This is a genomic window from Shinella sp., assembly GCF_052438155.1.
Taxonomy (GTDB): domain Bacteria; phylum Pseudomonadota; class Alphaproteobacteria; order Rhizobiales; family Rhizobiaceae; genus Shinella.
Window position 1 is genome coordinate 42,060 of record NZ_JBQVPI010000019.1, and the last position, 12,662, is coordinate 54,721.

Annotated in this window: 9 protein-coding genes; 3 read left to right on the forward strand and 6 right to left on the reverse strand. The window is 63.1% G+C overall.

Annotated elements, in window-relative coordinates; genetic code table 11:
• Positions 1-8: 8 nt before the first annotated feature.
• The 4 genes from ACT6VE_RS25460 to ACT6VE_RS25475 all read right to left on the reverse strand — a co-directional run bounded on the left by ACT6VE_RS25460 (position 9) and on the right by ACT6VE_RS25475 (position 4,409).
• The gene (locus tag ACT6VE_RS25460) at positions 9-1,511 is read right to left on the reverse strand and encodes a DEAD/DEAH box helicase (protein ID WP_444801131.1); all 1,503 of its coding nucleotides are present in this window, start codon (positions 1,509-1,511) and stop codon (positions 9-11) included.
• A gap of 193 nt (positions 1,512-1,704) precedes the next feature.
• On the reverse strand, positions 1,705-2,994 hold the full coding sequence (locus ACT6VE_RS25465; protein ID WP_444801132.1) for a M23 family metallopeptidase: 1,290 nt from the start codon (positions 2,992-2,994) through the stop codon (positions 1,705-1,707).
• 97 nt (positions 2,995-3,091) lie between these two features.
• Positions 3,092-3,919, reverse strand: coding sequence for a ferritin-like domain-containing protein (locus ACT6VE_RS25470; protein ID WP_444801133.1), 828 nt, complete (start codon positions 3,917-3,919; stop codon positions 3,092-3,094).
• Between the two features lie 22 nt (positions 3,920-3,941).
• Positions 3,942-4,409 carry a peroxiredoxin gene (locus ACT6VE_RS25475; RefSeq protein WP_444801134.1) on the reverse strand — a complete coding sequence of 156 codons (468 nt, stop codon included), beginning with the start codon at positions 4,407-4,409 and terminating at the stop codon, positions 3,942-3,944.
• Between the two features lie 148 nt (positions 4,410-4,557).
• Between ACT6VE_RS25475 and ACT6VE_RS25480 the strand changes: the two genes are divergently transcribed.
• Positions 4,558-7,950 (forward strand): DUF3971 domain-containing protein, encoded by a 3,393-nt coding sequence (locus ACT6VE_RS25480; protein WP_444801135.1) that lies wholly within the window; start codon positions 4,558-4,560, stop codon positions 7,948-7,950.
• A 45-nt stretch (positions 7,951-7,995) separates the two neighbouring features.
• Here ACT6VE_RS25480 and tyrS read toward each other — a convergent pair whose 3' ends face one another.
• On the reverse strand, positions 7,996-9,249 hold the full coding sequence (tyrS, locus tag ACT6VE_RS25485; RefSeq protein WP_444801136.1) for a tyrosine--tRNA ligase: 1,254 nt from the start codon (positions 9,247-9,249) through the stop codon (positions 7,996-7,998).
• A 129-nt stretch (positions 9,250-9,378) separates the two neighbouring features.
• Between tyrS and ACT6VE_RS25490 the strand changes: the two genes are divergently transcribed.
• Together ACT6VE_RS25490 and ACT6VE_RS25495 are read left to right on the forward strand one after the other, a co-directional pair.
• Positions 9,379-10,512 carry an anhydro-N-acetylmuramic acid kinase gene (locus tag ACT6VE_RS25490; RefSeq protein ID WP_444801137.1) on the forward strand — a complete coding sequence of 378 codons (1,134 nt, stop codon included), beginning with the start codon at positions 9,379-9,381 and terminating at the stop codon, positions 10,510-10,512.
• Positions 10,513-10,659: 147 nt separating this feature from the next.
• Positions 10,660-11,781, forward strand: a complete 1,122-nt coding sequence (locus ACT6VE_RS25495) for a diguanylate cyclase domain-containing protein (protein ID WP_444801138.1) — start codon at positions 10,660-10,662, stop codon at positions 11,779-11,781.
• 62 nt (positions 11,782-11,843) lie between these two features.
• Here ACT6VE_RS25495 and ACT6VE_RS25500 read toward each other — a convergent pair whose 3' ends face one another.
• Positions 11,844-12,521: an alpha/beta hydrolase gene (locus ACT6VE_RS25500; RefSeq protein WP_069058938.1), complete on the reverse strand. Its 678-nt coding sequence runs from the start codon at positions 12,519-12,521 to the stop codon at positions 11,844-11,846.
• Between the last annotated feature and the right edge of the window lie 141 nt (positions 12,522-12,662).

Here is a 12,662-nt window from a genome sequence, read left to right on the forward strand (position 1 = left end):
GTTAGAAATCAGGCCTTGCCGGCGACCAGCATGAAGGCCGGGACCTCGTCGCCGAAGCCGAGCGGCGTCGGGCCGTCATCGTCGTCGCGGCGATAGCGGTTGCGGCGATCACGGCTGTCATCATTGGCCGGACGCGGCGCGGCATGGTTTGCGGCCCGCGGATTGCGAGCGGGAGTCTGCGGCCGCCCTTCCGCCTTGCGTTCAGCTTTCACGACTTCCACCTTTTCTTCGGTCTCAACGGTCTCGATGCGGGTTTCCGTGACGCGGGCTTCGCCCTTGCTGCGTCCACGGGAACGATCACGGTCGCGGTCACGACCACCGCGATCGCGCCCACTGCGGGGCCGTTCGCGCTCCTCGCTCTCGGCAGCCTGCGGAAGGTCTTCAACGCCGCCGCTCAGCCATTCGATCTTCTGATCGATCAGCTTTTCGATGGCATCGACGAACTTTCCGTCGCGCTTGGAGACGAGGGTGAAGGCGGCGCCCGAACGGCCGGCACGGCCGGTGCGGCCAATGCGGTGGACATAGTCCTCGGCGTGGATCGGGACGTCGAAATTGAAGACATGGCTCACATCGGGGATATCGAGGCCGCGGGCAGCGACGTCGGATGCCACGAGAAGCGTGAGCTTGTTTTCCTTGAAATTGGCCAGCATGGTCGTGCGCGACCGCTGGTCCATGTCGCCGTGCAGCGCGCCGACGGAGAAGCCGTGGCGGTCGAGCGAGCGGAAGAGATCCGCGACATCGACCTTGCGGTTGCAGAAGATGATGGCGTTCTTGAGTTCTTCCTGCGCGCGTATGAGGTCGCGCAGCGTGGCGCGCTTCTCATAATCCTTGCCGTGCGTGGCGACGAGGCGCTGCGTCACGGTCGTGGCGGTGGAGGAGCGGACCGATACTTCGACGCGCTCCGGGTTCTGCAGGAACTTGTCCGCAAGCTTCTGGATTTCAGGCGGCATGGTGGCCGAGAAGAACAGCGTCTGGCGGGTGAAGGGGATGAGCTTGGCGATGCGCTCGATATCCGGGATGAAGCCCATGTCGAGCATGCGGTCGGCTTCATCGATGACGAGGATTTCGACGCCCGTCATCAGCAGTTTGCCGCGCTCGCAATGGTCGAGCAGGCGGCCGGGAGTGCAGATCAGGACGTCGGCACCGCGTTCAAGCTTGCGGTCCTGTTCGTCGAAGGAAACGCCACCGATGAGCAGCGCGACGTTCAGCTTGTGGTTCTTGCCGTATTTTTCGAAGTTTTCCGCAACCTGGGCTGCCAGTTCGCGCGTCGGTTCGAGAATCAGCGTGCGCGGCATGCGCGCCCGGGCACGGCCCTTTTCCAAGAGCGTCAGCATCGGCAGCACGAAGGATGCAGTCTTGCCGGTGCCTGTCTGGGCGATTCCGAGGATGTCGCGCCGCGAAAGTGCCGGCGGAATGGCGCCAGCCTGGATCGGTGTCGGGATCGTGTAGCCCGAATCTGTGACGGCGGACAGGACTTTCGGGCTCAGGCCAAGATCAGCAAAAGTGGTCAAAGGGAAAACAGTTTCCGTTCCGGTTCTTGCGAACGCAATGGGTTGCAGCGGGTATCGTGCCGCTAGGATGCAGCGCAAATATGCCGAAAGTGCCGGAAAGTCAAGGAATTCGGCGAATTTGGTAAATCCGCCAGCAATTTGAAGTTCATGGCAGGCAAATTTGTCATACGAAGGCTTCCCGCCTTGCGTTACGTCAATCCATATAGGTCGTCAACTTCATACCGGCAGTGAGGAAACGCATGGGGTCGATTGCCTTGCCGCCGCGGCGGACTTCATAGTGCAGATGCGGTCCTGTGGAGCGGCCCGTGGTGCCCGAAAGCCCGACCGGATCTGCTGCCTCGACATGATCGCCCACCTTGACGAGCACACGGGAGAGGTGTGCGTAGCGCGTCGTCAGGCCATTGCCATGATCGATTTCGACCATGTTGCCGTAACCGCCATTGCGGCCGGCGACGGTGACCGTGCCGGCGCCGGTGGAGCGGATCTCCGTACCGGTGCTGGCCCGAAAATCTATACCGGCATGCAGCGCGAGGCGGCCGAAGAACGGATCGGTGCGGTTGCCGAAGCGGCTGGTGATGTTGCTGCCCGGCGAAGGATTGCCGAAGGGCAGCATTTTCGCCGTGCGGCGCGCGCTGTCGAGGCGCTCCAGCGCGCTGTCGAGGTCGTTGATCGAGTCTTCGAACGGATCGCTAAACGTTGCCGGTTCGACAAAGGGGCCACCAATGCCTGACTCAGCATCGGTTTCCGCTGGGGCAGCTTCCGCAACGTCGAAGCCTGTGCGACGCAGGATGGTCTGGATGGCGTCGGCCGTCTCGGAGGCGCCGGCCGCGAGGGATTGGATGCGCCCCATCTGCTCGTGCTCGAGGTCTTTCAGCGAAAGCGTAACCTTGGAGAACAAGCGGTCTGAGCGGTCGGCAACCGATTCGCCTGTCGATGCATAGGCGAGTTGCGCCGTCTTCGGCGTCGCATCGCCGGACAGGCCCATGATGGCGTGGATTGCACCGGCGGCATCGGCGCGGCGTCCATCGGTCACCGGTTTGGCATCCGGAAGGGGAATGTCGTCCGTTGCCTGTATGCCGCTGCCCTCGGCGCGGTTGAGCAGCGCGTTGAGCTTGCCATGACGCTCCGAGAGGGCGAGCTGCTGCTGCATGAGTTTTTCGACCTTCTCCTCCACGACCTGCTGGTCGAGAAGTTGGCGGCTGGTGACACGGTCGACCTGGGCGCGCAGCGACGAGATGCGGTCTTCATAGTCGTGCTGCATGCGGGCCTGCCGCGCCATGGTGGCGCCGATCAGGTCGTCGCGCAGCACGAGATAGGAAGTGGCGGCGAGATAGCCGACCGTGAACATGCCGGCAAAACAGAAGCTGACGGCCGCCATCCAGGGGCGGATCGTCATGTGACGGATTTTGTCGCCGCTCGCCAGGATAACGACATGCTGCTCAGCGCGTTTTCCGAAGACGCGGTTTTCTGGACGCTCCGCCACTCGTTTACTCCCCGACCGATTGAAGCTGGTCTCGTGCGGGAATTACACATTGTTAGGGTTAATAAAGGCTTTCCCGGCAGGTATTTGGGTCAAAATATTAGCTCTGACTGACGGAAACGAGCGAGCGGTAGAAGGAGGGCGTGAGGCCTGCCTCTGCCCGCGCCACATCGTTGAATGGCGGCTTCAGCGGCCCGCGAAAATTCGTGCGCACCAGCTCCTTGAAGGTGGCAGAGGGGTCCTTCTTCTCCCGGGCGCACAGGAAGCGGAACCACTTGGCGCCGACGGCGACGTGACCCTTCTCGTCGTTGTAGATGATGTCGAGGATATCGGCACTGGCGTGATCTCCGGTCTCGCGCATCTTGGCCTGCAGCGGGGGCGTCACGTCGAGGCCGCGCGCTTCGAGGATGAGGGGCACGACGGCGAGGCGGGCCGTCAGGTCGTTGCGGGTGTCGTGTGCAGCCTGCCACAGACCGTCATGCGCCGGCAGGTCGCCATAGTCCGCGCCGAGTTCCCGCAAGCGATTGCGGATGAGGCGAAAATGTTTCGCCTCCTCGAAGGCCACCTGCATCCAGCCGTCGAAGAAGGAATGCGGCACCCGCTCCGTGGTGAAGCGGGCAACGATGTCGAGCGCAAGGTCGACCGCGTTGAGTTCGATATGGGCGAGCGCATGGAGGAGGGCGATGCGGCCCTTCTCGGTATGCAGTGAGCGTTTTTCCATGTGCTTCGGCGGGATGAGGGCGGGTTTTTCCGGCCGGCCCGGTCGGGTCGGCAGCGCTGGATCGCGCGGCGAGCGCATCGAAAGCGTGCGGGCAAACCAGCGCCGCGCGGTTTCCTGCGCCAGTTCCGTCTTCACGTCGAGATCGGCGGCGCTGATCGCCGCCGTCGCCCCGCCGCGAAGGCTTTCGATGTACGGAATTTCAATCATTCCAGTGCCTTGTATGACTATGCTAAAGTTTCTTGGCGGCGTCGAGCACCGCGTCGACATGGCCCGTGACCTTTACCTTCGGCCAGATCTCCGCGATCTTGCCGGCGGCATCGACCAGCACCGTCGTGCGTTCGACGCCCATATAGGTGCGGCCATACATGCTCTTTTCCTTCCAGACGCCATAGGCTTCCAGCGTCTGAAGACTCTCGTCAGAGGCGAGCGCTACGCCGAGGTCGTGTTTCTTGATGAACTTGTCATGCTTCTTCACCGGGTCCGGCGAAAGGCCGATAAGCGCGACACCGGCGGCATCGAAATCCGCCTTCGCGGCGGTGAAATCCTTGGCTTCCACCGTGCAGCCTTGCGTATCGTCCTTCGGGTAGAAGAAGAGCACGATGGGCTGGCCGCGGAACTGCGCTAGAGAAATGGTATCCCCGCCGTCGCGCGGGAGGGTGAAATCCGGAGCGTTTGCGCCCGGGACCAATTCTGCCATGGGATTTCCTTTCTTTGGCCGGCTTTTTGAGTCAAGGACCCGGCCTCCCGCATATATAGTGACAGGCAGAATCGTCCAGCGGCCAGCAGACGATGCGCACCGATTCCATGGAATAGGCTGCGCCAGGGGCAAAGGAAGCCAGCGCGCGATGGACGAAATCCGCGGCGAGAAAGTCGTGTTCCGCAAGCAGGACATCGTCCCGCTACACGAACTGCCGTCCGCGCAGGCGCATGAACCGATCGTCCTGCACACCCGGCAGGCGAGTCGCACCGGGATCGCCTGCCGAATCATCGCCGCCACCGTTTCGCTCGTGCTGTTCCTCGGCGCCGCGCTGATCGGCCTGGTCGAGATGGGGGTCTTCGACAGCACATTGAATGCCCGCGCCGTTGCCGCCCTCAACCAGGCGTTCGGCCCGCGCTATCGCGCCTCCGTCGACCATACGGTCCTGCGCCTTGCCGGCTTCGACGGCTTCGCGCTGAAGGCGGAGAACGCCCGTGTCATAGAGGTCGAATCGGAACGGGAACTGGCGACGATCGAAGCGGTCGGCATCGTGCTTGATCCTCTCGCCCTCGCCACCGGGCGCATTGCCGTGTCGCGGCTCGATGTGGATGGCGCCATGTTCAATACGGCACTGCTGCCCAAGAGCAAGCCGCTAGATCTTGCCGCGCTGCGCATCTCCGATGTGCCGGATTATCTGGAAACCACCTTCGAGCGGCTGGACGGCATTCACCGCCTGATCGATGCCAACAACATGCAGACAGTCAAGATCGCCAATCTCGGCGCGACCTTCCAGGGGCCGGGCGGCAAACCGGTGACGCTTGCCATTGCCAGCCTCCAGTTCACCCGCGACGGTGACGGCACCATGTCGATCGACGGCCATTTTTCCATGGATGGCGCGGAGGGCGAAATCGACCTGACCGCATCCGGCGCGCAGGATGTCGTCCAGACATTGGACGGTTCGATCCGCAACGTTGCGCTTGGAAAATTCCTGCTCGGCAACGATGTGAACGGCAATGTCCATGCCGGTGTCGATACGACGGCCGACATTTCCGTCAATGCCGTGCGCGAAACCGCTGGCACGAAGCCGGTGCTCGGCCTCGATATCAAACTGGCCGCAGGCGCCGTCTATGGCGACGGAGTTCCCGCGGAACTGCGCCCATCGACCCTCAAAGCCGTCTACAATTTCGACAAGGGCTCGATCGAGCTTGCCTCGAAGGATGTCAGCGTCGGCCTGTCGCATTTTCCCTTTACCGGCGGGCTCATCGATCTCGATCGCGTTTCCGACCGGCCGGACAAAGGCTTTGCCATCGATCTCGTTTTCAGCGATGCGATCAGCCGGCCGGTCGATTCCACCGAGACGCCGATCCGCTTCGACGCGAAGGTGAACGGATATTACCTGCCGAAGACGAAAAACCTGCTGTTCGAGGAGATGACCGTCTCCAGCGAAAAGGGCAATGCGGCGGGATCGCTGGCGATGCGCTTTGGCGACCGTGCGCCGGAAGTCAGCTTCGTCATGATCGCGAGCGAACTCGACTCAGCCGCCGTCAAGCAGCTCTGGCCGTTCTGGATCGCCAAGACGGTACGCAGCTGGGTGATCAAGAATATCTTCGGCGGCACCATCACCAACGGGCGTATCGAATTCTATCTTGCCGAGGGGCGCGAGCGCCTGCCCGGCGTGCCGATGCGTCTCGGCCCGGATGAACTGAAGATCGACTTCGACATCGAAGGCGCGCGCATGAATGTTGCCGGCGAAATCCCGCCGCTACGCGATACATCCGGCAAGTTTCGCCTGCGCGGGCCGCGCACGGAAATCGAGATCGCCAGCGGTGCGGCCTACTTCCCGTCCGGCCGCTCCGTTGCGCTGACCGGCGGCACGTTCGTGCTGCCGGACAACTATACCAAACCGCTGATGGCGGACATGGACATCGACGTCGCCGGCAACGCCGATGCGATCGCGGAGCTGGTAACCTATCGGCCGATCCGCGCTCTGCCGGCAACCGGCTTCAAGCCGGAGGATTTTTCGGGCCAGGTGAAGGCGAACGTCAAGGCGCATTTCGGCATCATCGCCGCCCACAAGCCGCCGCCGCCACAATGGACGGCCGCGTTGACGCTCGACAACGTCGATGTCGCCAAGCCCATCGCGGGCCGTGCCGTGACGGCGCTGCATGGTCTGCTCGCCATCGATCCGCAGAAGGCCGATCTCAAGGCCAAGGCCAATATCGACGGCGTGACATTCGATCTCGAACTGATCGAGCCCGTCAACAAGGCTGCCAATATAACGCGCAGGACCATCCTCTCCGGCACGCTCGGCAACAAGGATCGCCGCAAACTGCTGCCGGGCTTCGAGGAGGTGCTCGAAGGCCCGATCGACGTGCGGGTGGAGCAGGACGGCGACGGGCCACGCACGGTCGAGGCGGATGTCGGTGCTGCTGCGGTTTCCATTCCGTGGATCGGATGGACGAAGGGTGCAGGCATCGGCGGCACGGTGAAGCTGACGGCGGAAACCACGGACGGTGTGACACGGGTATCCGATTTCCGCTTTGCCGGCGATGGTTTCAATGTGGCCGGCAATCTGACGTTCCGTGGTTCAGCGCTGGATGCGGCCAATTTCTCCACGGTCCGGCTATCCGCCGATGACCGCTATCGCCTGAAGGTGACGCGCAACAAATCCGGCTACACCGTGGTCGCGGATGGCGAGACGGCGGACGTGCGCGCCGTGCTGGCGCGGCTCAAGAACAGCGGGAGCGGCAGTGCCGCCGGCGAAAAACAGGGCGTCAGCGTTACGGCCAACCTGTCCCGGGCCATCGGCTTCAACGGTGAGGCGCTCACCAGCGTCAATCTCCGCTATAGCAAGGCGGGCAACCGCATTTCCGCCGTCGATCTTTCGGCGGTGACGGCGAGCGGCGCGCCGGTCGTTGCGCAGCTGGCAAAGAGTGACGGCTCGGATGCCGTCCAACTCACCAGTGGCGATGCCGGCGCCATCGCGCGTTTCGCCGATATCTACCGCCATATGCGCGGGGGCCTCCTGAACATGCGCCTGCGCGCGACGTCCAACGACGGGTGGCTCGGCTCCGTCGATATCCGCAATTTTGCCCTCGTCGGTGAAGAGCGCCTGCGCTCACTCGTCTCGACGCCGGCCGACGACGGCGGGCGCAGCCTCAACGATGCCGTGCGGCGCGAGATCGACGTGAGCGCGGTGCAATTCTCCCGCGGTTTTGCGCAGGTGCGCACCGGCGGCGGCTCGCTAAGCCTTGAAAACGGCGTGGTGCGCGGTGACATGGTGGGGGCGACCTTCCGCGGGACGGTCCGCGATGCCAGCGGCCGTACCGAGATGACCGGCACCTTCATGCCGGCCTATGGCCTCAACCGGCTGTTTGCCGAACTGCCGATCATCGGCATCCTTCTCGGCAACGGCAATGATCGGGGGCTGATCGGCATCACCTTCAAACTGTCGGGTCCCTTCGACAAGCCGCACCTCACCATCAACCCGCTGTCGATCATCGCACCGGGCGTGTTCCGCAACATTTTCGAGTTCCAATAAAAAGGCCGCCCGGAGGCGGCCTTGATCCTTGGTCTGTCGCCCCGCTCAGGCCGGGCGGACGAGGATATGCTTCTTCTTGCCGAGGGAAAGCTTGATGACGCCGTCGGCGGAAACATCTGCCGTGCCGATGAGACGACGCTCGTCGGAAACGGCGACATCATTGATGCGCACCGCACCTCCCTGCACATGACGGCGGGCTTCACCGTTGGAAGTGGCAAGGCCAGCCTTGACGACGAGGGAGAGCAGGCCGATGCCGGCTTCGAGTTCGCTTGTGGCGACATCGACCGACGGCAGGTTTTCGGCAATCGCGCCTTCCTCGAAGGTTTTGCGGGCGGTCTCGGCGGCCTGTTCGGCGTCGGCGCGTCCGTGCAGCATCGCCGTCACTTCCGTCGCGAGGATCTTCTTCACCTCGTTGATCTCGGCACCGCCCAGCGCGGAAAGGCGGGCGATCTCGTCCATCGGCAGCGTCGTGTAGAGTTTCAGGAAGCGTGACACGTCGGCGTCTTCCGTGTTGCGCCAGTACTGCCAGAAGTCATAGGCCGACAGCATGTCCGGGTTCAGCCAGACGGCGCCGGAGAGCGACTTGCCCATCTTGGCGCCCGAAGCGGTCGTCAAAAGCGGCGAGGTCATCGCGTAGAGCTGCGGCGTGCCCATGCGGTGGCCAAGGTCGATGCCGTTGATGATATTGCCCCACTGGTCGGAACCGCCCATCTGCAGGCGTACGTCGTGGCGCTTGTTGAGTTCGACGAAGTCGTAGGCCTGCAGGATCATGTAGTTGAATTCGAGGAAGGACAGTGACTGTTCGCGCTCGAGGCGCATCTTCACGCTGTCGAAGGCGAGCATGCGGTTGACCGAGAAATGGCGGCCGACATCGCGCAGGAATTCGAGATAGTTGATGCCGAGCAGCCAGTCGGCATTGTTGATCATCAACGCGTCCTTGGGGCCGTCGCCATAGGTCAGGTAGTTGGAGAAGACCTTCTTGATGCTGGCAATGTTGCTGTCGATGGTTTCCGGCGTCATCAACTGGCGCGCCTCGTCCTTGAAGGACGGGTCGCCGACCATGCCGGTGCCGCCGCCCATCAGCGAGACGGGACGGTGGCCGGTCTTCTGGAACCAGTGCAGCAGCATGATCTGGATGAGGCCGCCGGCATGCAGGCTCGGCGCCGTCGGGTCGAAGCCGATATAGGCCGTCACGGTTTCCTTGGCGAGAAGATCGTCGAGCCCGGTTTCATCGGAAATCTGGTGGATGAAGCCGCGCTCTTTCAGCGTGCGAAGGAAATCGGATTTGAATTCGGACATGGCCTGTCTCTCTTGCCGGAATGCTTTTGGCGGGATGTTTGCGGCCGGATGTAATTTTCCGGCGAACCGCCGGGCGTTTAACACTGTTTCACCGCATAATCACTTCAAAAGTGATTCTGGAGCGATGGGATGACGGCACTGCGGACAGCGATCGGTCTGATGAGCGGCACGAGCCTCGACGGCATCGACGTCGCATTGGTGCGCACGGATGGCGAAGCGGTCGTCGAACGCGGACCTTCCATGGGGCGCTCCTACGATTCGGCCTTCCGGCGGCGCCTGCAAGGCGCGTTGGAAACCGCCAAGGCGATCGGCGAACGCGACGAGCGGCCGGGTGATCTTGCCGAAATCGAACGGGAGTTGACGCAGCGCCATGCCGAGGCCGTCCGCGCTTTCCTTGCCGAAAATGATCTGAAGCCATCCGATGTGGATGTCGTCGGCTTCCACGGCCAGACCGTGCTGCACCGTCCGGATGCGGCGCTGACAGTGCAGCTCGGCGATGGCGGGCTTTTGGCGCGCGAGACGGGCATCGACGTCGTCTATGACATGCGGGCGAACGATATGGTGCATGGCGGGCAGGGGGCGCCGCTCATTCCCGTCTATCACGCCGCACTCGCCGCGAGCCTTTCGAGTTCGGCCGGCAAGGCCGTGGTCTTCGTCAATATCGGGGGGATTTCCAACCTGACCTTCATCGGCAGCGATGGCGCGATCGTCGCCTATGACAGTGGGCCGGGCAACACGCTGATCGACCAATGGGTCGAGGCCCATGCCGGCATTCCCTTCGACCAGGGCGGCATGATCGCCTCCGAGGGCCGCGTCGATCCGGAGCTTGCCCATCGCTACCTGAGCCATGCCTTTTTTACCGCTCCCGTGCGCCGCTCGCTCGACCGCAACGATTTCCGCCCGCCGGAGGGCAAGGATGCGAGCCTCGAGGACGGCGCGCGCACCCTGGCGCATGTTACGGCGGCGGCGATCCTGCGTTCGGCCCGCCACCTGCCGGAGCGACCAAAACTCTACGTCGTCTGCGGCGGTGGCCGGTTGAACCGGATCATCATGGGTGACCTTGCGGCTCTTGCCGAAACGGAGAGGGCGGAGGTCGTCGCGGCCGAGGCTGTCGATCTCAACGGCGACAGTATGGAGGCCGAGGCCTGGGCCTATCTTGCCGTGCGGTCCCTGCGCGGCCTGCCGCTGACGTTCCCGGCAACGACAGGCGTCAAGGCCCCTGTGACCGGCGGTATCCTCCGGAAAACCGGCCTCCGCGATTAACGCTTTTTTCGCAGCCATTCTCTAGCATCGATCCGGATCGGCCCGGGGCTTTTGCGCGGGCAGTCGGTCATGTTTTGCGTAGGGTGGCCAATGAGTGGCGCGGGCTTCCTGCTAACGGTGAACTTTCTCATCGCGCAGTGTTTTTGCATGTTTTTCCTGGCAGTCTCTGCCCGGAGCCGCAATCGCGTTGCCGCCCGCTGGTTCGCCGGCGCCTTTGCCGTCGCCTCGCTCTCCACGATTTTTGAACTTTTCGTCGCCTATGTGCCGCCGCCGAAGCCCTGGGCGATCCTTGCCTTTGCCGCGATGCTTGGCGGCATGTTCATGCTGCGCGTCGGCATCGGCCATCTCTACGGCCTGAAAACCAACCATACGGTTCTGGCTGCCATCTTCGGCGCCTTCGTAGTGCTCGATGTCGTGATCTACGATCTGCCGCGTGGCACGCTGGAACATGCGCTGCCCTACCAGACGCCTTTTGCGGTGGCGCTTGGCATGTGCGCCTGGGCGGCCTGGCGGGCACAAGCGAAATCCTTCGTCGACCGGGCGCTCGTCGTGCTGCTGGCGGTGACCAGCGTGCATTTCATCGCCAAGGCCTTCGCCGCCGTATTGGCCGGTTCGGGCAGTACGGCAAAGGACTATCTCGCCAGCCAGTTTGCCCTTGTCTCGCAGAGCATGGGCGCGGTGCTGATCGTTGCTGTCGGCCTGATGCTGCTCTGCGTGCTGGTGCTGGAGATCGTCGCGGACGAGAAGGTCAATGCCGAAGTCGACGCGCTTTCCGGCGTTCTCAACCGTCGTGGCTTCGATAACCGTGTCGACGCCCTGATGGCCGCGCAGGGGCCGCACAGCATCGTGCTCTGTGATCTCGATCACTTCAAGTCGGTCAACGACACCCATGGCCACCAGGGTGGCGATGCCGCCATTCGCGCGTTTGGCGAAATGCTGCAGGCCGCCGCCCCGAAAGGGGCGCTGGTTGCCCGTATCGGCGGCGAAGAGTTCGTGCTGTTCCTGCCGCGCACGGCCAAGGATGCGGCTCTGCTGTTTGCCCATGCGCTGCGCGCGACACGAGCCGTCGCGCCCATTCCGGGGCTGCCGCCGAGTGTGCGGGTCACCTCGAGCTTCGGTGTTGCGGAAGTTGGCCGGGACGAGCCCTTGCGCTTTGCCATGCGCCGGGCCGACGATGCGCTTTATGCCGCCAAGAACGCCGGGCGTGACCGTGTGCATGAGGCGGAGCCGGCGGCCGTGGTGGTCGAGGCCTTCAAACTGGCCAACTAAAAGCGCGCAAAGAAAAAGCCCGACGGCGGACCATCGGGCTTTTGGTTCAGGCTATCGGCCGGTCAGCGGATGCGCTTGGCCGCCGGTTCCGGGGTCAGTTCGCCGGCGAGGCGACGGTCGAGATAGTCCTCGCATTCCGCCATCAGCGTTTCGGTCTGGCCGTTGAAGAAGTGGTTTGCGCCCGGCACCACGCGGTGGGTGATCAGGATGCCCTTCTGCGTCTTCAGCTTTTCCACGAGGCCGTTGACGTCCTTCTCCGGCGCCACCTTGTCGGCATCGCCGTTGATGATCAGGCCGGACGACGGGCAGGGAGCGAGGAACGAAAAATCGTAGATGTTCGGCTGCGGCGCGATCGACATGAAGCCTTCGATCTCCGGGCGGCGCATCAGGAGCTGCATGCCGATCCAGGCGCCGAAGGAATAACCGGCAACCCAGCAGCTCTTCGAATCGGGATGCAGGCTCTGCACCCAGTCCAGCGCGGAAGCCGCATCGGACAGTTCGCCAGCACCATGGTCGAATTCGCCCTGGCTGCGGCCGATGCTGCGGAAGTTGAAGCGCAGCGTCGTGAAACCGCGCTTCTGGAACATGTAGAAGAGCTGGTAGACGATCTGGTTGTTCATCGTGCCGCCGAACTGCGGGTGCGGATGCAGCACGATGGCGATGGGGGCGTTCTTCTGCTTGGACGGCTGGTAACGGCCTTCGAGGCGACCGGCGGGTCCGTTGAAGATGATTTCGGGCATTCTTACTCCGGCAAGTTCGCGTTCCAGACCGGATTCTTGTCAACTGAAGTCTTGACGAAAGCAGTCAGCTTTTCTAGAACCTAGTTTAGAACAATTCGAAACTGTATAGGCGCATCGGGCGCCGTGAGCTTGGTGTCATAA

Excerpts from the sequence above, each read along its gene's own strand:
- ACT6VE_RS25470 (WP_444801133.1), bottom strand. The coding sequence starts at position 3,919 with ATGATTGAAATTCCGTACATCGAAAGCCTTCGCGGCGGGGCGACGGCG.
- ACT6VE_RS25475 (WP_444801134.1), bottom strand. The coding sequence starts at position 4,409 with ATGGCAGAATTGGTCCCGGGCGCAAACGCTCCGGATTTCACCCTCCCG.
- ACT6VE_RS25480 (WP_444801135.1), top strand. The coding sequence starts at position 4,558 with ATGGACGAAATCCGCGGCGAGAAAGTCGTGTTCCGCAAGCAGGACATC.
- tyrS (WP_444801136.1), bottom strand. The coding sequence starts at position 9,249 with ATGTCCGAATTCAAATCCGATTTCCTTCGCACGCTGAAAGAGCGCGGC.
- ACT6VE_RS25490 (WP_444801137.1), top strand. The coding sequence starts at position 9,379 with ATGACGGCACTGCGGACAGCGATCGGTCTGATGAGCGGCACGAGCCTC.
- ACT6VE_RS25495 (WP_444801138.1), top strand. The coding sequence starts at position 10,660 with ATGTTTTTCCTGGCAGTCTCTGCCCGGAGCCGCAATCGCGTTGCCGCC.
- ACT6VE_RS25500 (WP_069058938.1), bottom strand. The coding sequence starts at position 12,521 with ATGCCCGAAATCATCTTCAACGGACCCGCCGGTCGCCTCGAAGGCCGT.